We start from the raw sequence: 21,961 nt of genomic DNA, 5'->3' as shown, positions 1-21,961 counted from the left end.
GCTGTCGTGACACTGGACGAGCTGATCGCCTACTGCGCCGGGAAACCCGGTGCGGAGGAGACGTACCCCTGGGGTGAGGCCGAGCTGGTGTGCAAGGTCGGCGGCAAGGCGTTCGCCTTCATCGGGCTCGATGCGCACACCGTCGGGCTCAAGTGCGGGGTGGACGGTGAGGCTGCCGCGGTGTGGCGGGAGCGCTTCCCCGAGGACGTCGCGATCAGCGGGTACATCGGGCGTTATGGGTGGAACACCATCTCCCTCAAGGGATCGGTGCCCGACGACGACCTGGTGGAGCTGGTCGACGGGTCCTACGAGGCCGTCGTCGCCCGCCTGCCCAGGCGGAAGCGGCCGGCCTAGCGCTCGGCCGGCTGCAGGACGCCGAAGATGTTGGCCTCGGTGTCCCTGTAGTAGGCGAGGAGACCCACGCCGGGCACCTCGTCCTTGGGCAGAGCCACCGTGCCGCCGTTGACGTCGATGGCCGCGATCGTGGCGTCGATGTCGGCCGCGCTGATCGTCACGACGTAGCCGTGGACCGGTGCGTCGGGCGCCGGAGCCGGGCCTCGGCGCGGGAGCAGGCCGCCGTTCACACCCGGCTGGTCGTCCTCGCCGGTGGTGATGGTCCAGTAGGGGAGGTCGCCCCACCGCCCGATCTTCCAGCCGAAGACGGCGGAGCAGAACCGCCGCGCGCGATCGGGACCTGCGGCGTGGATCTCGAAGTGCACCGGACGTGGCATGGGGACGGCACGCTACTCCGGACAGTGGTTGTCCGCATTGGTCTCTACGGTTGCCGCATGGCAATCGGAATCCAGGTCACGATGGACGCCGCGGACCCCGGCAAGCTGGCCGAGTTCTGGGCGCAGGCACTCGGGTACGTGGTGCAGCCGCCGCCTCCCGGCTTCGAGTCGTGGGAGGACTTCGCGGTGAAGAACAACATCCCCTTCGAGTCGGTGAACGACTACTCGGCGATCGTCGATCCCGAGGGGAAGGGGCCGCGGTTCTTCTTCCAGCGCGTGCCGGAGGGCAAGACGGCCAAGAACCGCGTCCACCTGGACGTGAACGCGGGTCTCGGCGCGGTGGAACGGCTCGTTGCCCTCGGTGCCACCAAGGTGGAGGAGTTCGACGACGGCAAGGGCCACTGGGTGACCATGCTCGACCCCGAGGGCAACGAGTTCTGCGTCCAGTGACGACTAGCTGGTGATGTCCTTGGTCTTGAACCGCCTCGCCGCGAGCAACGTGAAGATGCCGCCGTAGACGAGCGCGGAGAACGTTCCGCGGGTCATCTCCGACCAGTCCACGTCGGTCGAGAGCAGGTCGGCCCACGCCATCGCGTAGTGCGTCGGCAGGTAGTTGCGCAGGTCCCCGAGCGGCTCGATCTGGTCGAGGATCTGCGACACGATCGACACCAGCACCGTGCCGCCGACCGCGCCGAGCGGCGCGTCGGTAATCACGGACAGGAACAGCGCAAGGCCCGCCACCCAGAACAGGTTGATCGCGATGTAGCAGACGGCGAGCGCCATGCCGAGCACGCCGTCGGCGAACGGGGCCGCCTCACCGGTCGGGCTCACGACCTCGCCCGCGCCGTACCACGCGACGCCGACGCCCAGGGCCACCGCCGGGAGCAGGGCCAGGGCGAAGACGCTCAGGATGCCCGACGCCATCGCCTTCTGCCGGAGCAGGCGGTGGCGCGGGATCGGCGCGGCCAGCAGGTACTTGAGGCTCGACCAGGACGCCTCGGACGCGATCGTGTCGCCGAAGAACAGCGCCACGATCATCGGCAGCAGGAAGCTGCCGCTCACGAACAGCGTCAGCACCACGAAGTTGATGCCGCTGGCGGTCGCGAGGTCCACGAAGCCGCCGGTGCGGCGGTTCGGGTCGGACTGGCCGATCTCGAAGCTCAGCGCGAGGATGAACGGCAGCAGCACCAGGAAGCCCAGCACGAACTGGGTCCTGCGGCGGCGGACCTGCCGTTGCAGCTCCACGCCGACGCGGAGGGTGCGGCGCGCCTTGTAGCCGGCCGCCGAACCGTCCTGGGCCACCTCGGTGCGCTGGTGGGCGGCGGCGTCGGTGAGCTCGGTGATCGCGCCGGGGTCGGTGTGGACGTCGTGCTCGTTCACCGGTCCACCTCCTGCCGGGTCGGGGTCTTCGCGCGGGCCGGGGCCTTCGTGCGGTTCGGGTTCGCGGTGAGGACGGTCTTCACCGGGTAGGCGGACTTCGCCGTGCGCGAACCGCCGTCGTGAACGGTCCGTTCGCGACGCTCGCCGTGGGGAACTGTCGGTGCCGGCTGGGAGAATGGAACCAGGGGTCCCCCTTGCCGAGCGGGCGACGTGTGCGCCGGTTCGGAGGGGACGCCTGCGGGAGCGTGCTCCACGCTCGTCGGCTCTTCCGTGTTCGGAGTCTGCCCGGCGGTCATTCGCCGCCCTCCTCGTCCTGCATCGTCTCGCCGGTGGTGGTCCCGCCGGTGGTGATTCCGTCGGCGATGGTTTCGTCGGTCAGGTCGAGACCGGCCCCGGCCAGCACCTCGAGCGCGCCGGAGCCCGGGGCGCCCGCCGCCGTGGCGGACGCCGCTGCCATCAGGAAGTCATTCACCGACCAGCTCCAGGAACGCGTCTTCCAGCCTGCGGCGCGGACCCGCCTGGTCCACCGCCACACCGGCCGCCACGAGAGCGGACAGCGCGGCGGCGCGCGGGACGCCGTTCAGCGACGCGTGCACGGCGTCCTCGTCCTCGTGCACGTCGTGCACGCCTTCGAGGCCCCGCAGCACGTCGGCCGCCTTCGCCGGGGCGTCGACGCGGAAGGTCGCCTCGCCGCCGCCCGCCGCGATGTCGGCCACCTCGCCCGCGGCGACGAGCTGGCCCTTGTGCATCACGACCACGTGCGAACAGGTCTGCTCCACCTCGGCCAGCAGGTGCGACGACACCAGCACCGTGCGGCCGGCCGCGGCGTAGCGGCGCAGGACCTCGCGCATCTGGTGGATCTGGGGCGGGTCGAGCCCGTTGGTCGGCTCGTCCAGGATCAGCAGGTCCGGGAGGCCGAGCATGGCCTGCGCGATCGCCAGCCGCTGGCGCATGCCCTGGCTGTACGTGCGCACCCTGCGGTGCACCGCGTCGCCGAGGCCCGCGATCTCCAGGGCCTCCTCGACGTGCGCCTCCTCCAGCGGACGTCCGGTCGCCGCCCAGTACAGCCGCAGGTTCGCGGCGCCGGAGAGGTGCGGCAGGAAGCCGGAGCCCTCGACGAACGAACCGATGCGCGACAGCACGGGCGCACCCGGCGTCACCTTGTGGCCGAAGACCCGGATGTGGCCCTCGGACGGGTGAATCAGGCCCATGACCATGCGCAGGGTCGTCGTCTTGCCCGCGCCGTTCGGGCCGAGCAGGCCGAGGACCTGGCCGTGCTCCACGCGGAACGACAGGTCCTTCACCGCGGTCAGGCCACCGGGGTAGGACTTGGTCAGGTTCGAGATGACCAGCGGCACGCCGGCCAGGTCGGGGTCCGAGTCGTGCGCGAGGCGGCGGCGGAACATCGCGACGACGCCGGCGCCGATCAGCACCAGCAGCGCGACCACGATGCCCCACAGGGCCCCGGTCGGGAAGCCCGTCGTCACGTTGCGGCCGGACACCACCGGCACCGAGATCTCGTCGGAGGCCAGCGAGATGCGGTACGCGGCGGGCTGTTCGGCGTTCGCGAACGCCTGGTCCGTCGTCGACACGACCAGAGCCAGCTTGTGCTCGCTCTCGACGGGCCGCACGGCCGGCGGCAGCGTCACGGTCACCTCGGCGGCCGAGCCGTCCGGCGGCAGCGCCACGCGGAACGGCGCGACGGCCGAGCCCGGCAGCACCCGCGAGCCGTCGGCGGCCACGTCGTAGAGCTTCGCGAACAGGATCGCCTCGCCGGAGGTCTGGTCGCCGCGGGCGACGCGCAGCCGCACCGTCGACGACCCCGTGAGCAGCAGCTGCGACTCCAGGGCGTCGGAGGTGAACACCGCGGCCTGGCCCGGCAGGTCGATCGACAGCCGCGACGAGATCGCCGACGACCGGGAGAGAGCGGAACCGAGGCCCGGCAGGTTGCTGATCGCCGCCGGGTTGCCGCCGGCGGGGTTCACCGCCACCTGCTCGCGGCCGTTCAGCTTGAGCGTCCGGCGCTCGGCGGACGAGCCGGGGGACAGACCGGGGTAGGCCGGCGCGACCACGGTGCGCAGCGACGGCGTGCCGGACGAGCGGAACGCGCCCTGCACCGCGTACTCGAAGCCGGTGCCGGGGTCGGTCCCCCTGCCCTGCAGGTGGAACGCCATCCAGTCGGCGATCTCGCCGCGCAGGGACGTGCCGGGGTTGCCGCCGTCGTGGCCGCCCGCGTACCAGACCATCTTCACCTTGCCGCCGGCCGCGGCGATCTGGCGCGCGGTCGCGTCGGACTGGTCGAGGCCGAACAGGGTGTCCTGCTCGCCCTGCACCAGCATCGTCGGCTGGCTGATCCGGTCGGTCACCGCGACGGGGGACGACTTGCGCAGCAGGTCGAGCGTCTGCTGCGAGGCGCGGCCCGTGGTGGCGACCTCGGTGTAGGCGGTGCACACCTCCGGGCGGAAGCGGCCGCACGCGCCCAGCGACGGCGTCGGCGGCTGCTGGCCCTGCGCGCCCGAGCCACCGGCCGGCGGCTGCTGCACGGCGGGCTGGTTCGACTCCGTCTGGCCCATCTCGGGCGCCTCGCCGGTGGGCGAGGAGAGGTCGATCGACGTCATGCCCGCGGAGAAGAAGATGCCCGCCCACGACCGCTTGAAGATGCCGTCCTCGCCGAACGCGGTCGCGGCCGGCGTGGCGTCCGAGCGCGGTGTCGCGAGGGCCGAGTTCGGCAGCAGCGACTGCGCGAGGTCGTTGTAGGTGATGACGGGGACAAGGGTGTCGACGCGCTTGTCGACGCCCGCGAGCAGCAGCGAGAGCGCACCGCCGTACGACGCGCCTGTCACGCCGACGCGCGGGTCGCCGCCGCTGTCCTTCTGCACCTCGTCACGTGTGCCGAGGAAGTCGAGCAGCTTCTGCGCGTCGCGGACCTCGCGGTCGAGCGAGTTCAGCGCGATCTGGCCGGTGCTGCGGCCGAAACCGCGAGCGGACCACGTCAGGACGACGAAGCCGCGCCGGGCGAACTCCTCCGCCTGGGTGTGCACGCTGCGGAGGCTGCCGCCGAAACCGTGCGCGAGCATGATCGCGGGCGCGGGCGTCTGCTGGGGGAGGTAGAGGCGCGTCTCGATGTTCACCGTCTGCGGGCTGTCGGGCCCCTCGGGTGCGTCGATGATCGCTTCTCTGAACGTCACGGGCGCGGGGTCGTCGCCTGAACGGGTGAAGTACACGCCACCTGCGATGAGGGCGAGCACGACGACCGCTGCGGGGATTGACCACCTGCCGCGAATGCGGGAGAGGCGGGACACAACGCAGACGATAGGCGAGTTCCGCTGAGAACGACCGGGAGGGATCCGCCCGTGGTCTCAGCATGAGTGGATCTTCAGCCGAGCTTCAGGTAACGGCGGCTCGATGCCCCGCCGGCCCCCTCTTATTCCCGTTGCACCTGGTCGCGTGGGTCTGATCACCCTGTGTGGCGCCGACCGACCCTCGTGGAGCACAATATTCACGCAGGATGGAGGGGAGTACTCCCTAAGCGGCGGTGTCGTCAGTACGGAGCTCGGCGTGGAGCTTCCGGTGCCGTCGGTCGTTCGAGAGCTTCTCTCGGCGGCGGAGGAGACCTCCGGGTGTATTTGGCGTGCGCTAAAAGTCCCGGAGGTTGGGTTGTGAACGTCCCCGCATGGATGTGGATCGCTACGATCGCAGGTCTGCTCGTCCTGCTCGCCGTGGACCTCGTGATCGTCGATCGAAAGCCCCATGAGGTGACGATCGGTGAAGCCGCCCGCTGGGTGACCTTCTACGTGGCCATGGCCGCCGTCTTCGGCGTCGGTGTCTGGTACTTCTCCGGTGGTCAGTACGCGACGGAGTTCTTCGCGGGGTACATCACCGAGTACTCGTTGAGCGTCGACAACCTGTTCATCTTCTTGATCATCATGACGACGTTCAAGGTGCCCGCGATCCACCAGCACAAGGTGCTGCTGATCGGCATCCTGCTCGCGCTCGTCATGCGCGGCATCTTCATCGCGCTCGGCGCGGCGCTCATCGCGAAGTTCAGCTGGGTCTTCTTCATCTTCGGCGCGTTCCTCATCTACACCGGCTGGCAGCTGGCGCGGGAGAGCCACGACGACGAGGAGGAGTACAAGGAGAACCTGATGCTGCGCATGGTGCGCAAGGTTTTCCCGGTGACCAACGACTTCCACGGCTCCAAGTCGTTCATCAAGATCGACGGCAAGCGCTTCGTGACCCCGATGTTCATCGTGATGGTCGCGATCGGCTCCACCGACCTGCTGTTCGCGCTCGACTCGATCCCCGCGATCTTCGGCCTCACCAAGGAGCCGTTCCTGGTGTTCACGGCCAACGCGTTCGCGCTGATGGGCCTGCGCCAGCTGTACTTCCTGCTCGGCGGCCTGCTCGCGAAGCTCGTCTACCTGTCGATCGGCCTGTCGGTGATCCTCGGCTTCATCGGCGTGAAGCTGATCCTCGAAGCGCTGCACACCAACAGCCTGCCGTTCCTCAACGGCGGCGAGCCGTTCCACGTACCGACCATCGGCATCGAGGTCTCGCTGTCGGTGATCATCGGCGTGCTGGCGATCACGACGATCGCCAGCCTCCTCAAGGTGAAGCGCCACCCGGAAGCCGCCAAGCACATCGGTGCCGACGCCGACGCCCACCACTAGCCCGGTCTCCCGAAGTGGCCCGTGTCCTAGGACGCGGGCCACTTCCGCGTCAGCGAACGTTGCAGTAGTTCGGATCGACCGCGGCCGGTCGGTGCCAGTCCTTCAGCAGCCCCTGGTTCCGAGCGTCGACATGAACTCGTCGTCCCACCTGTGCTTCAGGAAGTCGGCGATCTTGTCGGAGAGGTCGCGGCACACGTTCGGGTGGTTCTGCCGGAGTGCGACGCCGTAAGCCTGCCGGGCGGAGTCCTGCGCATCGGGCATCGACACGGTCACGAGCGGAACGCGGTCGGCGTCGGCCTCGACGATCGTGGCGTTCTGGTTGAAGACGCGGATGATGCTCCAGTCCGAAGCGATGTACTTCGTGTCGCTGTCGTCGAAGAACTCCTTGTAACAGGTCGACAGCTTCTCCGGGACGTCGACGAACATGATCGCGCCGAGGTCTTTGCCGATGCGCGCCTGCACATCGGCGAGCCTGTGCTTGCCGGTTGTTCCCTCGACCGCGCACCCGCGCAGGATTTCTCCTCGTTTGACCTGCGGCTTGTCACCGTTCGCGAGCGCCATGGACTTGTCGAGGTAGTAGGGGCCGGCCATGTCGAACATGGCGAGTCGTTCCGGGGTGATGGAGAACGCCGAAATCACCAGATCGACCTCTTCGGTGTTCTGGGTCCCGTCCCACATGTGCTCCCGCTGGGCCTGGCTCACCTTGACCCACTTGATCTCCTTGATCCCGTAGGCCTTCTGGATGTGCTTGGCCAGAGCGATGTCGAACCCCTCCTTCTCCCCTCCCGTCTCGAGGCTCCAGCCGGGGAGCTCGCCGTTGATGGCGACTCGCAACTGGTCGCGGTCGAAGTAGAGGTCCGGGTCATCGCCGGAGAACGGCCACATCGTGCTCAGGGCGACCAGCACCGCTGACGTCGTGTACGAAAGGACGTGCGACCGGATCCCCGCGGGACGACCTGCCGAGGATCGGACGTGCGTGGACGACTGCAGGCGGAAGAGGATGAACGAAATCGCGATGCCGAGAACGGCGAGGACGATGCCGATCACGGCGGCCAGGGTCTCGGCATCACCTGACGTCATGACCAGCACGACCACGAACGCGGTGACGGCGATGGTCGGGGCGAGCCACAGCAGCTCCCGGAGCACCGAGCTGCCCCGACCTGAGGAGGATTCGCTGTCGGTTGTCTTCATGGATCCTGTTCCAGGTCAGTGGGAGCTGGCGGGCGATCGAACGCGCTCAAGAGATGGATCGCCGGGAACTGACCACTGTGTATTGGAACTTCGGGTGCTGAACTCCTCTTCCGCCGATGTTCCCTCGAACGGATCAACCGAGTTCGCTCGAGTGGAATCAGTTCGTCTCAGAGCACGGAGACGCCGTTCTGGTAGACGGCGCGGATGGCCTGCTTCAGCGTTCCGGCCTTCACGTGCTGCTCGGCGTCACCCTCCACGAGAACGAGATCGGCGAGCTTGCCAGGGGCGAGCTCGCCGAGTTCGTCCTCGAGCCCCATCAGCTCGGCGGCGGACCTGGTGGTCGCGTGGATCGCCTCGGCGGGCGACATGCCGTACTCGGCCATCAGCGTGAGCTCGGTCAGGTTGTCGCCGTGCGCGCCGACCCCGGAGTCGGTGCCCATCGCGATCTTCACCCCGGCCCGGTACGCCTTCTGGAACGACTGGAAGTGCTGGGCGACAACGGACTTCGCCTTCTCCAGGATGACGTCCGAGATCGCCACGCCGGCCGCTGCCTGGTCGAGCACCATGCGCGGCGCCATCAGCGTCGGCACGAGCCAGGTGCCGTTCTCCAGCATCGCCTCGACGCCGGAGTCGGTGAGGAACACGCCGTGCTCGATCGAGCGGACGCCGTTGCGCACGGCCGTGAGGATGCCGTCGCCGCTCATCGCGTGGGACATGACCGCGATGCCCGCGGCACGCGCCTCCTGCACGATCATCGCGATCTCCTCGTCGCGGAAGTGCGCGTGCCGGGGGTTGCTGCGCGGGGACAGCACGCCGCCGCTCGACGCGATCTTGATGATGTCGGCGCCGTGCCGGACCAGCGTGCGGACGACCTTGCGCAGCTCCTCGGGACCGTCGGCGACGGTGTCGGGCAGCCCGGGGTGCAGCGGCGGCGAGATGTGCGCGCCGCACTGCATCCAGTCGTCGTTGTGGCCGCCGGTCTGCGACACCATGTTGATCGCGATCTGCATCCGCGGGCCCGGCACCAGGCCGCGCCGGACGGCCTCCGCGACCCCCAGGTCGGCGCCGAGCGCGTCGCGGACCGTGGTGATGCCGCACCGCAGCGTCGCCCTCATGTTGCCGATCGCCTCGTAGAACCTCAGCGAGAACGGCGTGTTCAGCGACCGCACCAGGTCGGAGCCGCTGAGCATGAAGTGCACGTGGCAGTCGAACAGCCCGGGCAGGACCGTGTGGCCGGTCGCGTCGACGACGGTGTCGCCGTCGAGCCCGATGCCCACGTCGACGATGCGGTCGCCCTCGACCACCACGTCGCCGGGCTCCGTCGTCCGGCCGGTGAAGACCCGGCCACCAGAGAACACGATGCGCGTCATACGCGGAAATCTATGCCGCGAGTCAATTTTTGTGATCGGTCAACAAACAACTCTGAGCTTTGCTAACAAGTTCTGTTAGCGTCCACGCCGTGCGCCCAGAAGACCTGCAGCTGCTCACCACGCCCGGCACCGTCGCCGTGTCCGGAGACCTGGTGCTGGTCAGCATCACCACACCCGACCTCGACCGGAACACCTACCGGGGCGGCCTGCACCGGGTGTTCCCCGACGGCACGACGACACCGTGGACCCACGGTGACCGCGACAATGCGCAGCGCATTTCCCCCGACGGTCGGTGGGTCGCTTTCCTCCGCGTCAGCGGAAAAGCCAAGCCGCAGCTCCACGTCATGCCGGTGGACGGCGGCGAGCCGCGCAAGCTGACCGACCTGCCGCTCGGCGCCGGCGCGCCCGTGTGGTCGCCGGACTCGTCCCGGATCGCGTTCGTCGCCCGCGTGCCGGAGCACGGCCGCTACGGCACGACCGACGACGGCCCCGAGGCCGAGGCGCCGCGCCGCATCACGCGGCTGGACTACCGCGTCGACGACGTCGGGTTCCTCGCCGACCGCCGCCCGCGCCTGCACGTCGTGACCCTCGACGGCGTGGTGTCCGAGGTGACCGACGGCTCCTTCGACGTCTCCGACCCGGCGTGGATCGACGACGAGACGCTGGTGTTCGTGACACCGCGCGATCTCGGCGCGGTCGAGACGCTGCACTCCGACCTCTGCACCGTGCCCGCCGCGGGTGGTGAGGTGTCGCTGCTGGTGCGCGGCGCCGGCGAGGTCTCCATGCCGTTCGTCGCCGGCTCCTCGCTGTACTGGCTGGGCACCGAGTTCACCGGGATCGACGCCGTGGCGCGCAACCACGGCCTGTGGCGGTCGTCGCTCGACGGTGCCGGCCCCGTGCGGCTCACCGACGAGGAAACCGTTGACGTGGAACGGCTTTCCGGGCAGCCCGTGGCGGACTCCGCCGGGGTGCTGCTCGTCGTGCGCAACCGCGGGGCGCTGGAGCTCCGCCGGATCCCGTTCGACGGCGGACCCGGCGAGGTGCTCGCGGGCGCCGGTGCCGCGGTGCGCTCGTTCGCGACCGACGGGTCCACAGTGGTCGCCGTCGTGTCCACTCCGGACAGCCCCGGCCAGGTCGAGTTCGTCGGAACCGGTGTGCGCACGGCGTTGCAGTCGGTGCCGGCCCGCCGGGTCGTGGAGCTCTCCGGCTCGGCCTCCGACGGCTACCCGGTGCACGGCTGGCTGGTGCTGCCCGACGGCGACGGCCCGCACCCCGTGGTCCTGGCGGTGCACGGCGGCCCGTTCATGTACCACAGCTGGGGTTTCTACGACGAGGCCCAGGTCTACGCCTCGGCCGGGTACGCCGTCGTGCTGCCGAACCCGCGCGGCTCCGCGGGCTACGGCCAGTCCCACGGGCAGGCGGTGGTCGGCCGGTTCGGCACCGTGGACGTGGACGACGTGCTGTCCCTGCTGGACGTCGCCCTCGCGCGTCCGGACTGCGACGCCGAGCGCGTCGGCGTGATGGGCGGCTCGTACGGCGGCTTCATGACGTCGTGGCTGTCCGCGCACCACGGCGAGCGCTTCAAGGCGGCCTGGAGCGAACGCGCAGTCAACGCGTGGGACTCCTTCTCCGGCTCGTCGGACATCGGCTACTTCTTCACCGACGCCTACTGCGGCACCGATCCCGAGGCCCAGCAGCGGATGTCGCCGCTGACCTACGCCGAGAAGATCAACCTGCCGTTCGCCGTCGTGCACTCCGAGCAGGACTGGCGCTGCCCGCTCGAGCAGGCCCAGCGCATGTTCGTGGCGTTGAAGCGGCGTGGCGTCGAGGCGGAGATGCTGATCTTCCCGGGTGAGGGGCACGAGCTGACCCGGTCGGGGCAGCCGCGGCACCGCAGGCAGCGCTTCGACGCGGTGCTGGAGTGGTGGGGCCGCTACCTCAAGGCCTGACCGGCCCTGAACAGCCAGCCGACAGGTGACTCCCGCACCGGGTCCGCCTTCAGCCACACGCGGACGCGGCGCGGGACGAGCTTGACCGAGCGGAGCCTGTCCTCCAGGTCGGCGAGCTCGGCGCGCACCAGGTCGTCCAGCGCGACGTCGAGGTGCAGCCGGGTCGTCGAGTCGGCCCTCAGCTCGGTGAAGCGGTCGCCGACGTGCTCGCGGAAGCGGCGGAAGTCCTTGGGGAACGATTCGCGCAGTTCGAGGATCTTCTCGGCGGGTACGCCGGCGAGGCCGTCGGGTACCACGGTGTGCACGGCGGCGGTGACGAACGACTGGGTCGCGTCCTGGTGCCGTGGACGCGGCGGCACGCCGAGCAGCACCTCGGCGATGCGGTTGGCGTCCTGCTCCAGCAGTGCGTCGTGCGGGAGCGCCTCGTCGGTCAGGGGGTGCAGCGACTCGTGCCGGGCGAGGTGGTCGGCCAGCAGGCACATGTAGACGGCAGCGAGGTCGGGGTGCATGCCGAGCCAGCTGTTGCCGTGGCTCTTGCCGAGCCCCTTGGCGATGAGCTGGTCGATGACCTCCGGGTCGAGCTTGTCGTAGTGCAGGTAGGTGAGCTTCGGGTCGGTGCCGGGCCCGGCTGAGATGCTCCTGGATCTCCGGGCGGCCCGGAAGACCCACGCTCCGCGCCGGGCGACTCCGTAGCGGGCGCGGAACTCCGCCGCACGGGACAGGACCGCCGGGAAGAAGTCGTTGTAGTGGCCGCCGAGGGCGCTCACGCGCGGCAGCCGGGCGAGCACCCCGGCTCGGACGAACTCGCGCGCGGTCGGCGAGTCCGCCGTCTCGTACCCCCGCGGTACCAGGCGAGTGATCTTCGGCCAGTACATCGCCGCGTACTTCAGCCACGTGTCGTCGCGAACGTGGATGTACGGGTAGTAGAACGCGATCGCGGGCGTTCGTCCGCGCGGGTGCTCGACGTGCTGGTGCAGGCTTCCGACCTGCAACGCCGTGCCGTGCACGGGCCCGTTGATCTCGTTGTGCGTGCTCACCCGAGCAGTGTGTAGTTCAGCTCCTCGCACACGCGCGCCAACGGCAGATCGAGACCCGGATGGTCCAGTGGCAGCAGCACGTCCGGAGCGGCCGGCAACCCGGAGGCGCCGGGCGGGTCCCACAGGCAGATCGCCGGGTCGCCGGAGTCCATCGACGACCGGTACCACAGCCCGTCCAGCTCCGGATGAGCCGCGCGGATGGCCCGTGACCAGGCCTGCGTCACGATCTTCGGGCCGGTCGAGATCTCCTGCGACGCACCGACGCGCGTGGGCCACAGCCCACCCAGGTCGAGCAGCCTCAACGTCCGCCGGGGCCGCAGGACGACCAGGAACGGCGAGCGGGTGCGGCGGTCCACGATCGAGGTGGCCTGGAAGACCTCGGCGATCGACGTGCGCACGGACAGGCCGAAGTAGAGGACGCCGTTCTGGTGGTCCTGGACCGGGCTGCCGTCGTCGGCCGGTTGCTGCGCGTCGAAGCGGGCGTGGGGGAGCGGGCCCGTGTAGCGGAAGGTGTTCCAGCGCTGCGGGTGGGAGCCCTTGGCCGTGAAGACGCGTACCAGGCGGGTTGCCCGGTGCACCGCCACGACGTCCTCGGTGCGGCGCAGCTGTGCTTGCAGCACGGCAGGGGCAGGCGGCTGCGGAAGCCGTGACATTCGGGTCCTGTCGGGTGTTCGGGAGCGCTCAGGCGGGGGTGCCGAGCACGGAGACCAGGTCGGCGACGCGGCGGGGATCTCCTCCTGCGAGGAGCCAGTCGCGCGGTGTCGCGGGCATGCCGTCGACCAGCAGGTCCTCCTGGAGCTTGGTCATGAACGCGGCGACGACCAGCGCCGGTTGGTCCGGCGGGATCTCCGCCAGCACGGTTTCCAGCCCCGGCAGCACGCCGCTGCCCGCGAACTGCCACGCGGGCAGCCGCCAGCTCCCCCTGTCCTTCCAGCCGACGAGCCTGCCGACGCCGAGGCGGTGCCGGATGCGGCTCGTGTCGACCTGGAGCTGACGCGCGGCGTCGGCGACGGTCAGCGCCGAGTCGCGCAGCACCGCGTGCGCCACGACCGTGCGGGTGCGGGGCTTCGCGTCGCCGGGGCTCGCCGGGGACAGGTCGAGGCCCACGTCGGCGAGCGCGGTCTGCTGGTCGGGTGTGAAGTAGGTGGCCGGCTCCGGGTGCGGTGGGGCGAGCCTGCGCGCGGCGTCGGTCACGAGGTCCAGGAACTCGTCGGGACTCACCTGCAGGCCGGCCTTGGCCAGCACCGTCTCCAGCGCGGGGCTCATGCGCACAGAATAACCTGAGCGTGCGCATCTGTGCGCCGTACGAATGGCTTAAGCGCAAATCTTTGACGTTGCGCGGTCACTCGGCGACGCTACGTGAGTTTTTGTGGTTCATAGCGGTGACGTCGGCCTCATGTGGCGGATGGATACGATTCCCGGATGCAGCCGGACCGCACCACCAAGCTGGTCGTGGTGGCGTGGGCCGCCGTCATGGTCGCCACGCTCGTCCACGTCCTGCTCCGCCCGCCGGGGTGGTCGCTCGACCTGCGCGTCTACCGCAACGGCGGTGCGGCGCTGCTCCAGGACATCCCCCTCTACGCAGAGGGTTTCGCGAAGTCCCTCGGCGGCCCCGACCTGCCCTTCACCTACCCGCCGATCGCCGCGGTGCTGTTCAGCCTGCTGGCGATCGTCCCGCTGGGTGTCGCCATCTTCGCGGTGGCGGTGGCGAACCTCGCGATGCTCACCGGGCTGTGCCTGATCGCGGCGCACCGCGTGCTCGGCCGGGGTCCCGAGGCCGTGAGGTGGGGGCTGGGCGCCGCGGCGGTGTCGTCGATCTTCGACCCGCTGCGCGAGACGCTGTGGTTCGGCCAGATCAACCTGCTCCTGGGCGTGCTGGTGATGGCCGACTGCCTGCTCGAACGCACGCGCTGGTGGCCGCGGGGCGCGCTGATCGGCCTGGCGGCCGCGATCAAGCTGACGCCGGCGTTCTTCGCGTTGTACTTCGTGGCACGACGCCAGTGGAAGCCCGTCTTCGTGTCCATCGGCTCGTTCTTCTTCTTCGTGCTGCTGGGATTCGTCATCTCGTTCGCCGACGCGAAGGAGTACTGGACGCACGCCCTGCTCGACCCGAGCCGCGTCGGGCGTCTCACCTACGCGTCGAACCAGGCCCTGCGCGGCACGCTGGCGCGCTTCGGCCTGGAGAACGGCGCGCAGGTCGCCGTGTGGCTCGGGCTGTCGCTGCTGGTCGTGGGGCTCGTCTGGTGGCTGGCGGCGCGCAGGGGCCTCGGCGACGTCGAAGCGTTCCTCGTCGTGGCGCTGGGCGGGTTGCTGATCTCCCCGGTGTCGTGGGGACACCACTGGATCTGGATCGCGCCCGCCCTCGTGCTGCTGGCACGGCCCGCGTTGCGCCGCCTCTGGGCGTCGTGGGTGGTCGTGGCGGTGTTCGCGGCCGGACCCCACTGGCTCTTCCCGCGCGACAACGACGTCGAGCGGGACTGGAACTGGTGGCAGCAGGTGGTCGGCAACCTCTACGTCATCACCGGGGTCGCCGTGCTGGTCACACTGGCTGTGCTGGCCGTGCGAGAACGCCGCCGAACTGCCTCAGCCGCAGGCTGAACAGCACCAGCACCACACCCCAGAGGACCGCGAACGCGCCGATGGTGATCACGAACGCCATCGCGCCCGCGGCCGGGTTCATGACGAGGAGGACGCCGAGCAGCACCGTCAGCGCGCCGGTGACGACGTAGAACCACTCGGTCGTCATCACCCTGCGCAGGCGGACGGCGTCGGCGATCTGCAGCACGCCCGTGACCAGCGCCCACGCCGCGATGAGCAGGAGCAGCGCCGTCGCGGTGACGCCCGGCCAGAACAACGCGACCAGTCCCGTGACGACACCGAGCACCCCGGCGAGGCCGAGAACCCAGCGTGCCGGCCACTCCTCGTGGGTGAGGGTCGCGTAGAGCGTCATCGCGCCGTCGGTGAACGCGTAGACACCCCACAGGACGACCAGCGCGAGCAGCGTGAGGTCCGGCCAGGTGAGAGCGGCCAGACCGAACAGGACGGCGAACACCCCGCGCGCCGTGAAGAGCCACCACCGTTGCATGGCCGGATCGTCTCGGCTGCCGGCGGGACCGGCAACCGGAGACCCCCGTTCGGTGTGACCCGGGCGGGAACCCTAGCCCTGACCCTGGCCCGTGATGATCTGCACCGCGCGGTCCTGCGTCTGCTCGGGGACCTCGCCGACCTGGAAACCGCGCGCGACCACGTGCGCCACCAGCTCGGGCTCCGGCGGGAGGCCGTACTTGCGCAGGTAGTGCGGCACGGCGCCGGCCCAGATCCAGGTGCCGTCGGTGCGGAAGTTGAGCGGCACGTCCTGCTCGCCGCCCTGCGAGAACTCGTCGAGGTCGTAGCTGCGCGCGGCGAGCACCACCGGCGCCGACTCGAGGTAGGCGAGCAGGCTCTCGACGAGCTGCGGGTCGATCGGCGGGCGGTTGACGATGATGCGGCCGTCGTCGTTCTTGCCGTCGTACACGCGCGCGGTGCGCAGCTCACCGGTCTGCTGGTGCGCCTGCTGCGGCTCCGGCTCCGGCGCGGGCAGCGGCGGCAGGCCGACGCGCTGGCGCCACCAGTCCGGGATCAGCTGGTCGGGCCGCGGGAACGTCTGCAGCTCGTCGCGGAAGCCGATGGGCGGCGGCGCGTTGCGCCAGCGCGGCTCGTCCTCGGCGTTGAAGTCGACCGTGAACGCCGCCGGCGCCTCGATCTCGTACAGCGCGTGCAGCCACGTGCCGCGGTCCGGGTGGTACATGCCCGCGCGCAGCTGGCCGAACATCTGCACCACGTCCATCGGCGGACGCACCGGGCGGAGCTGGCCATCGGGTCCGGCGAACGCCAGGTCGACCTCGATGTGCCTGCCCGCCGCGCGGTACTCGGCCCGGATGCGCTGCCAGCCCTGTGGTACGACCGGCAGCATGGCACGGCCGATCTGCCGCACGAGCTGCTGCTGTTCCTGCTCGCTCAGCGGTGTCACCGGCTGGCTCATGTGGTCCTCGCCCCTCTGTCCCGTGCAAACCTCGCTGATCTTATCGGGCGCCTCCGACGGGCGTGGGCCGGTCGGACACCCAGCGTCGTTCGCGCTACTCCCCGTACTCGCCCGGTCCCGCGGTCCCGGTCGCACCGCGTTGCCGGCCGGGTACGTGATCGTTGTGGCACAACAGAAGCCGCGTCTCGCTGGGGTGTGCGCGAGCGCGGTCCCGGAGAAGGTCGCTCGTCTCGCGATGTCGCCGGGTGGTGCTCCGGCCGGGCACGCGTGTCCCGGCAGGTGGAATGCGCGTCAGAGCTGCTTCTCGCCGACCCAGGTCCCGTCGAGGAGGTTCCGGGGCAGGTAGCCGGACTCGACGGTGATGTCCACGCCGGCGTCCTTGGCGAGGCACGCGACGGCGAGGACCCGCCACGCGACGAAGCCCTCCGGGTCGGCGGCGCGCTCGGCGTCCGCGGTCCAGTAGGCCTTGTGGAGCTCCAGGGCCTTGGTGAGCGACTCGGTGAACCGCGCGTCTTCCCGCTGCGTCAGCAGGTAGAAGAGCTCCATGGGCGGGTAGAACACGTGCGAGACCATCTCCGGGCCCGCGATCGTGTCCGCCGCGGGGTCCGCGCCCTGCATGGCGCGCAGCAGCGAGTCGATCAGACCGTCCTCGGAGCGCCAGTAGAGCTGCAGGGTCTTCACCCAGTCGAACTGGAACTCGTCGGCCTGACCACCGGAGTCCCGCAGCGCCTCGGCCGGCACGCCCGCGATGACGTCGATGCGCGGCCGTTCCCGGCAGATCATCGCGAGCGACATGGCGGTGAGCCAGTCACCGGGGTTGGCGGTGGTCTTCGGACCGGTGGCGGCCTGGCTGAAGTCCTGGTCGCCGAGCCGGAAACCGACCTCGCCCCCGGTGCGGCCGGTGAGCGCGTAGATGGCCCCACCGGCCTGCATCGCCAGTGCCACCGCGTTCCACGTCTCGGCACGGGCCGCGGCCGGGTCCAGGACCGTGTGGCACGCGGCCTCGTTGCGCGAGTTGGTGAGCATGTAGGACAGGACCGTGTGCGGGCGCCGGTCGATCCCCACGATCTTGTCCTCGAAGGGCTCGACGTAGAACTTGAGCATCGACTCCGCGTTCGCGACGTCGATTTCGTGCCTGGCGACGGTCACCACGAGACCGGTCCTCTCTGCTATTCGACGTTCTGGTCGAAGTGCTTCTGGGTGTAGCCACCGTACTCGGCCGCCGGGCCGCTGCCGTTGACCTTCGCCTGGACGACCATGTAGTCCAGATCGCCGCGCCGGTGCGCCTTCAAGAGGTCCTTGGCCAGCTCCTTCTCGGCGTCCGTCCCGTACTTCGCCATGTTCTGGATGACGCTCTCGGTGTACTTCGGGTGGCCCTGCTGGTAGTTCTGGCCGTCGAACTTGCGGGTGCCCAGGTCGGCGTTCGGGCCCTTCGCCTCGACGACGACGACGCGCGTCTCGCCGGTCTCCCTGTTGTGGACCTCGTAGACCTGGTCGAAGCGGCCGGAGCCCTTGAGGTCCGGGTCGTGCAGGGGCTTGACGTCGAACTTCTCCGGCGGGAACGTGTCGCGCACCGCGTCCGCCGCCGCGTGCTCGCCGAGCTCCTCGCCGACGTCGGTGCGTTCGGCGTGCGCCGCGCGGCGTTCTTCGACCGTCGCGTCCGCGGCGTCGCGGCCGCCCGCGATCTCCTTCTGGTAGGCGTCCTCGGCGGTCTTCGTGCGTTCCAGCGAGGCCTCGCGCCGCTCGATGATGTCCTTCGCGGCGGCCTTCTGCTCCGGGGTGGCCTCGTGCTTCACCTCGGGCATGTCGTCGCGGAACTTCGCCGGGACGTAGGCGTCGGAGGACGGCTCGAAGTTGCCGGAGCCCTTCGGGTTCTCCACCATCTTCGGCACGTCGTCGCCGTTGGCGTCGACCTGGTTGGCGTTCTTGCGGCTGTACTCGCCGTTCGTGTTCGGACCGTCGTAGTACTTGTCGCGGTAGGCCTTGTCGTTGAGCTTCTCCTCCATCAAGGCCTTGGGATCGCGGGTCTCGATGTGGACGGGCTCGTCCGGGATGTGCCGCTGTGCCATGCGGTCGCGGGCATCGGACGGGTCGACGTCCTTGTCCTTGTCGTGCGTGCCGGGCGCGAAGCCGTCGTCGCCGGTCTTGGACCTGGAGCCGTCCGGGTGGTGGGTCTCCCACTCGCCGTTCGGCGGGATCTTCGGCTGGCGGGTGCCGTCGGGGAGGACCTCGGGATCGCTGGTGAAGACGCGGCCGTGGCTGTCGGTCCACGCGGGCTTGGTGGGCGCGAGGACCGGCGCGTCGAGGTGCTTGGACAGCTGCTGGGCGAAGTCGTTGCTGCCCGCGTCGCAGCCGATCAGGCGGATCGGCTTGCTGCCGTCGTAGCCGGCGCGGCGGAGCATGTCCGCGTACTCGGCCGGGGTGTAGTCGTGGCCGCCGATGCGGGCCCGGCCGTCCGGGGTGACGTGGACGTCGGCGGTGAAGTAGCGCGGGTCTTCGGGGACCCGGTGCGGCAGGTCGCCCATGTCCTTGTCGCCGCCGTGGTGCGACACACCGGCCGGAGTGGACTCCGCGTGCCTGGCGTGCGCCTCCTCCGGGCTCGGCCGGTCCGCCGGCGGGGCGTCGTGGTCGCGGTGGTCGGGGCTGCCGGGGTCGCCGTCGTGCGGCTTGTCCGGGGTGCCGTCGTGCGGCTTGCCGCCGTCCGGGGTGTGGTGGGGCGCGTCGGTGTCGGCGCGGTGGGGCGCCTCGGCCCTGTCGGGGCCGCGGTGGCGAGCGCCGTCCGGGGTGTGCGGGCGCGAGCCGTCGGGACGCGAGCCGTCGGGACGCGAGCCGTCTGGGCGTGTTCCGTCCGGGCGGTTGCCGGGTCCGCTGCCGTCCGGGCGGGACGGGCTGTCGGGCCGGTGCGGCGCGTCCGGACGGTTCGGGGCGTCCGGACGTGACGGGCCGCCATGCGGGTTGTCCGGGCGGAACGGCGAGTTCGGGGTGTGTGGAGCGTTCGGCGCGTGCGGCGTGTTGGGGCCACCGTGAGGTGCGTTCGGGCTGTGAGGTGCGTTCGGCGCGTCCGCGCGGGAAGGCACGAAGGGACCGTTGTGCGGTGCGTGAGGCCGTGACGGCACGTCGGTACGAGATGACGGCGTGGTCCCGCCGTGCGGCCCGTCGGGACGCATCGGGCCGTTCGGGCCACCGTGGGGCGTGTTGGGGCCGTGCGGCGTGTTGGGTCCGCCGAACGGGCCGGTGTGCGGCGCGTTCGGTGCGGACGACTGCGGGCGCATCGGGGCGTCGGCGCGGGGAGCGTTCGGCGCGGAGGGGGAGTGCGGGGCCGAGGGAGCGTGGGGCGTTCCCGCGGACGGGATGTGCGTCGGCGGCATGTTCGGTGCCGACGGGGCGTGCGGAGCTGACGGGGCGTGCGGGGCGGCTGCCGAAGGGGCCGTGGCGCGGCTCGGGGGAGTCGCGTCGGGACGGCCCGCGTTCGGGGCGCCGCCGGTCGACGGGCTGTGCGGGGTGCCGGCCGAAGGCGCGTGCGGCATTCCGCCGGACGGAGCGCCACCCGAAGGCATGCCACCCGAAGGCATGCCACCCGAAGGCGACGAGGGCATCGACGGCGACGACGGCATGGACGGCGACGACGGCATGGACGGCGCGGAGGGCATCGACGGCGCGGAGGGCGCCGACGGGCGGGCCGGGGCGTCGGCCCGCGCCGCGGAGGTGGACGTGTCGGGGGTGCGCGGGGCCGGGGCACCCGTGCCCAGGTCGCCGCGGCTGCCCGGAGTGCCGGTCCAGCCCTGGCCTCCGGTCGCCGGACGGCCCGCCGCGGGCGACGACGGGGCGTTGCCGCCCGCGTTCGGCGCGCCACCGCCCACCGGGCCCGCCTGGGCCGGCGTGGCGGACGGGGAGCCGTCCGGGGTGCGGGCGGGGGCTTGCGGCGCGTCCAGGCGGGACGGGGCCTCCGGAGGAGCCACCGACGACTGGACGGTCTGACCCGTGTTGCGGGCGGGCGCCGGGGCGTCCGGGGTCGAGGACGGGCCGCCGGTCTGCGGCGAGCCCGGGCCAGGGGACGCGGAGCTGTCGGGAGTCCGCGACGCCGACGGGGGCGACGCGGTGTCCGTGTTCCGCGACGGCGACGGGGAGTCGGGACTGGAGCTGTCCGGCGTGCGCGCCGACGAGGGAGCCGCGGACGACGGCGACGAGCTGTCCGGGGTCCGCGACGGCGAAGGCGCGTCGGGCGAAGACGACGACGGCGAAGACGACGACGGCGAAGACGGTGAGGACGACGAAGGCGAACTGTCCGGAGAGGACGGTGACGATGGTGACGACGAGGACGGCGAAGACGAGGGTGACGAGGACGGCGACGACGGCGAACTGTCCGGAGTGGACGACGAGGGCGAGCCGTCGGGCGAGGACGGCGAGCCCCCGCGGCCACCGGAAGGCGTCAGGTCCGGCACGTCGGTGCGGTGGATCAACCCGCCGGGCTTGATGGACTTCGTCGAGATCACGTCGAGCCCGGTCACCTTGCCGACCAGCTTGCCGACGACCTTCATGATCTTCGTGAAGATCTCCACCAGCCGGCCCAGCAGCGGCGAGACCTTCTTGATCGTCTTGATGAGCTTCTGGATCAGCTCGCCGATGCGGGCCGCCCACTTCGAGATCGCCGTCACTGCCTGCGCCACGATCACCGGCGTGCCGAAACCGAGCGTGAAGACGGCCTCCAGCACCCACGTGATCAGCTTCGCGACCAGGTCGGCGATGAGGTCGCGCACCATCTCGCGCACGAACCCGACGACCATGCCCATCACGCCGACGACGGTGCCGACCGAGCCCGCGGCGGACGCCGCGCCGGACAACGCGTCGAGCTGCTCGCCGGCCGCGGCGCGGTAGGCGTCACCGGCCGCGCCGGTCCACGACGTGGTCTGGTCGACGGCCGCCTTGTAGTCGGCCGCGACCTTGCCCAGCTCCTGCGAGACGTTGCCCCACGTCGTCGAGTACGACTCGATCACGGGCGGGTCGCCCGCGAGCCAGTCCAGCGCTTCCTTCAGCGGCTGCATGTGCTCCATCAGGAACGAGGCCGCGGAGGACAGCAGCGTGCCGAACGGGTCGATCGCCATCGACGCCGCGTCGGCGGCCAGGCCGACGACGCCGAGGCCGCCCTCGATCCAGCTGCCCTCGGAGATGCCCTTGTAGGCGTCCACCGCGGAGTCGGCGATGGAGAAGCCGGTCGCCCAGCCGTTGTCACCGGTGCCGGCGTTGAAGAAGCCCGACGGCTCGGCCGGGGCCTGCGCCACCAGCGGGTTCGGTGAGGACATCAGAAGCCGCCCTTCAGGGTGTTGGCGATCTGGTCCTCGACCTCTTGGTAGTGCTTCGCGGTCTCGGTGACCTTCTTGGCGGTGGCGCTCATCGCTTCCGACACGCCCTTCAACGCATCCATGCCCCACTGCTCAACGGGGTCGAGCAACATGCGGAACGGCTGGCAGATGATCCCGTACGCGTCGGTCGGCATCGACACGGTGTTCGCCGCGTCCACTGCCCCCTGCAACCGCCCTTGCAGGCCCTCCAAGGCCTTGGCGTGCGCTTCCAGCACGTCCGAGGTGACGTGGAAACCACCGGAAGTCATCGAA

At 70.6% G+C, this 21,961-nt stretch carries 19 protein-coding genes; 5 read left to right on the top strand and 14 right to left on the bottom strand.

Going from position 1 to position 21,961, the window contains the following annotated elements; translation table 11 throughout:
* The first annotated feature begins 6 nt into the window (after positions 1-6).
* Positions 7-354: an MmcQ/YjbR family DNA-binding protein gene (locus BMW88_RS10105; RefSeq protein ID WP_089950392.1), complete on the top strand. Its 348-nt coding sequence runs from the start codon at positions 7-9 to the stop codon at positions 352-354.
* On the opposite strand, the gene BMW88_RS10100 is transcribed toward BMW88_RS10105, so the two are convergent.
* Positions 351-731, bottom strand: coding sequence for a VOC family protein (locus BMW88_RS10100; RefSeq protein ID WP_089950391.1), 381 nt, complete (start codon positions 729-731; stop codon positions 351-353). The genes BMW88_RS10105 and BMW88_RS10100 overlap by 4 nt on opposite strands.
* A gap of 57 nt (positions 732-788) precedes the next feature.
* On the opposite strand from BMW88_RS10100, the gene BMW88_RS10095 reads away from it, so the two are divergent.
* Positions 789-1,181: a VOC family protein gene (locus tag BMW88_RS10095; RefSeq protein WP_089950390.1), complete on the top strand. Its 393-nt coding sequence runs from the start codon at positions 789-791 to the stop codon at positions 1,179-1,181.
* A 3-nt stretch (positions 1,182-1,184) separates the two neighbouring features.
* Here BMW88_RS10095 and BMW88_RS10090 read toward each other — a convergent pair whose 3' ends face one another.
* From BMW88_RS10090 to BMW88_RS10085, 3 genes are all read right to left on the bottom strand, one after another.
* Positions 1,185-2,111: an ABC transporter permease gene (locus BMW88_RS10090; RefSeq protein WP_089950389.1), complete on the bottom strand. Its 927-nt coding sequence runs from the start codon at positions 2,109-2,111 to the stop codon at positions 1,185-1,187.
* Between the two features lie 292 nt (positions 2,112-2,403).
* Positions 2,404-2,583, bottom strand: coding sequence for a hypothetical protein (locus BMW88_RS40880; RefSeq protein WP_143116027.1), 180 nt, complete (start codon positions 2,581-2,583; stop codon positions 2,404-2,406).
* Positions 2,576-5,413 carry an alpha/beta fold hydrolase gene (locus BMW88_RS10085; protein WP_089950388.1) on the bottom strand — a complete coding sequence of 946 codons (2,838 nt, stop codon included), beginning with the start codon at positions 5,411-5,413 and terminating at the stop codon, positions 2,576-2,578. Before BMW88_RS10085 ends, BMW88_RS40880 begins: the two co-directional genes overlap by 8 nt.
* 357 nt (positions 5,414-5,770) lie before the next feature.
* Here BMW88_RS10085 and BMW88_RS10080 point away from each other — a divergent pair, with 357 nt between their 5' ends.
* Positions 5,771-6,781 carry a TerC family protein gene (locus tag BMW88_RS10080; protein ID WP_089950387.1) on the top strand — a complete coding sequence of 337 codons (1,011 nt, stop codon included), beginning with the start codon at positions 5,771-5,773 and terminating at the stop codon, positions 6,779-6,781.
* Between the two features lie 102 nt (positions 6,782-6,883).
* Here the strand turns inward: BMW88_RS10080 and BMW88_RS10075 are convergent, their stop codons facing one another.
* Positions 6,884-7,972: a transporter substrate-binding domain-containing protein gene (locus BMW88_RS10075; protein ID WP_089950386.1), complete on the bottom strand. Its 1,089-nt coding sequence runs from the start codon at positions 7,970-7,972 to the stop codon at positions 6,884-6,886.
* A gap of 167 nt (positions 7,973-8,139) precedes the next feature.
* Positions 8,140-9,342 carry a metal-dependent hydrolase family protein gene (locus tag BMW88_RS10070; protein WP_089950385.1) on the bottom strand — a complete coding sequence of 401 codons (1,203 nt, stop codon included), beginning with the start codon at positions 9,340-9,342 and terminating at the stop codon, positions 8,140-8,142.
* 89 nt (positions 9,343-9,431) lie between these two features.
* On the opposite strand from BMW88_RS10070, the gene BMW88_RS10065 reads away from it, so the two are divergent.
* Positions 9,432-11,291: a S9 family peptidase gene (locus BMW88_RS10065; RefSeq protein ID WP_089950384.1), complete on the top strand. Its 1,860-nt coding sequence runs from the start codon at positions 9,432-9,434 to the stop codon at positions 11,289-11,291.
* Here BMW88_RS10065 and BMW88_RS10060 read toward each other — a convergent pair.
* The 3 genes from BMW88_RS10060 to BMW88_RS10050 are packed head-to-tail and all read right to left on the bottom strand — an operon-like array spanning position 11,276 to position 13,594.
* On the bottom strand, positions 11,276-12,328 hold the full coding sequence (locus BMW88_RS10060; RefSeq protein WP_089950383.1) for a DUF6236 family protein: 1,053 nt from the start codon (positions 12,326-12,328) through the stop codon (positions 11,276-11,278). The two genes, BMW88_RS10065 and BMW88_RS10060, sit on opposite strands and share 16 nt — an antisense overlap.
* On the bottom strand, positions 12,325-12,981 hold the full coding sequence (locus tag BMW88_RS10055; RefSeq protein WP_089950382.1) for an RES family NAD+ phosphorylase: 657 nt from the start codon (positions 12,979-12,981) through the stop codon (positions 12,325-12,327). The genes BMW88_RS10060 and BMW88_RS10055 overlap by 4 nt, the downstream gene beginning before the upstream one ends.
* 28 nt (positions 12,982-13,009) lie before the next feature.
* A complete protein-coding gene (locus BMW88_RS10050) occupies positions 13,010-13,594 on the bottom strand; it encodes a DNA-binding protein (protein ID WP_089950381.1) in 585 nt (194 codons plus the stop codon).
* Positions 13,595-13,750: 156 nt separating this feature from the next.
* Here BMW88_RS10050 and BMW88_RS10045 point away from each other — a divergent pair, with 156 nt between their 5' ends.
* On the top strand, positions 13,751-14,926 hold the full coding sequence (locus tag BMW88_RS10045; RefSeq protein ID WP_089950380.1) for a glycosyltransferase 87 family protein: 1,176 nt from the start codon (positions 13,751-13,753) through the stop codon (positions 14,924-14,926).
* Here BMW88_RS10045 and BMW88_RS10040 read toward each other — a convergent pair.
* The 5 genes from BMW88_RS10040 to BMW88_RS10020 all read right to left on the bottom strand — a co-directional run bounded on the left by BMW88_RS10040 (position 14,868) and on the right by BMW88_RS10020 (position 21,957).
* Positions 14,868-15,413, bottom strand: a complete 546-nt coding sequence (locus BMW88_RS10040; protein ID WP_089950379.1) for an HdeD family acid-resistance protein — start codon at positions 15,411-15,413, stop codon at positions 14,868-14,870. The genes BMW88_RS10045 and BMW88_RS10040 overlap by 59 nt on opposite strands.
* 72 nt (positions 15,414-15,485) lie before the next feature.
* Positions 15,486-16,349 (bottom strand): hypothetical protein, encoded by an 864-nt coding sequence (locus tag BMW88_RS10035; RefSeq protein ID WP_089950378.1) that lies wholly within the window; start codon positions 16,347-16,349, stop codon positions 15,486-15,488.
* Positions 16,350-16,640: 291 nt separating this feature from the next.
* Entirely contained in the window at positions 16,641-17,501 is an 861-nt protein-coding gene (locus BMW88_RS10030) for an immunity 49 family protein (protein ID WP_089950377.1), read from the bottom strand.
* A gap of 17 nt (positions 17,502-17,518) precedes the next feature.
* Positions 17,519-21,649 (bottom strand): hypothetical protein, encoded by a 4,131-nt coding sequence (locus BMW88_RS10025; RefSeq protein WP_089950376.1) that lies wholly within the window; start codon positions 21,647-21,649, stop codon positions 17,519-17,521.
* Positions 21,649-21,957 carry a type VII secretion target gene (locus tag BMW88_RS10020; protein WP_089950375.1) on the bottom strand — a complete coding sequence of 103 codons (309 nt, stop codon included), beginning with the start codon at positions 21,955-21,957 and terminating at the stop codon, positions 21,649-21,651. The genes BMW88_RS10025 and BMW88_RS10020 overlap by 1 nt, the downstream gene beginning before the upstream one ends.
* Positions 21,958-21,961 lie beyond the last annotated feature (4 nt).

Origin of the sequence: Lentzea xinjiangensis (assembly GCF_900110955.1) — a bacterium.
In the GTDB taxonomy this organism is placed as follows: domain Bacteria; phylum Actinomycetota; class Actinomycetes; order Mycobacteriales; family Pseudonocardiaceae; genus Lentzea; species Lentzea xinjiangensis.
Note: the sequence above shows the minus strand (reverse complement) of the source record. Positions and strands in the feature narration are given on the sequence as shown.

Coding starts and splice junctions, on each gene's coding strand:
- BMW88_RS10055 (WP_089950382.1), bottom strand. CDS start 12,981: ATGTCACGGCTTCCGCAGCCGCCTGCCCCTGCCGTGCTGCAAGCACAG.
- BMW88_RS10095 (WP_089950390.1), top strand. CDS start 789: ATGGCAATCGGAATCCAGGTCACGATGGACGCCGCGGACCCCGGCAAG.
- BMW88_RS10100 (WP_089950391.1), bottom strand. CDS start 731: ATGCCACGTCCGGTGCACTTCGAGATCCACGCCGCAGGTCCCGATCGC.
- BMW88_RS10035 (WP_089950378.1), bottom strand. CDS start 16,349: ATGAGCCAGCCGGTGACACCGCTGAGCGAGCAGGAACAGCAGCAGCTC.
- BMW88_RS10050 (WP_089950381.1), bottom strand. CDS start 13,594: ATGAGCCCCGCGCTGGAGACGGTGCTGGCCAAGGCCGGCCTGCAGGTG.
- BMW88_RS10020 (WP_089950375.1), bottom strand. CDS start 21,957: ATGACTTCCGGTGGTTTCCACGTCACCTCGGACGTGCTGGAAGCGCAC.
- BMW88_RS10040 (WP_089950379.1), bottom strand. CDS start 15,413: ATGCAACGGTGGTGGCTCTTCACGGCGCGCGGGGTGTTCGCCGTCCTG.
- BMW88_RS10075 (WP_089950386.1), bottom strand. CDS start 7,972: ATGAAGACAACCGACAGCGAATCCTCCTCAGGTCGGGGCAGCTCGGTG.
- BMW88_RS10045 (WP_089950380.1), top strand. CDS start 13,751: ATGCAGCCGGACCGCACCACCAAGCTGGTCGTGGTGGCGTGGGCCGCC.
- BMW88_RS10070 (WP_089950385.1), bottom strand. CDS start 9,342: ATGACGCGCATCGTGTTCTCTGGTGGCCGGGTCTTCACCGGCCGGACG.
- BMW88_RS10025 (WP_089950376.1), bottom strand. CDS start 21,649: ATGTCCTCACCGAACCCGCTGGTGGCGCAGGCCCCGGCCGAGCCGTCG.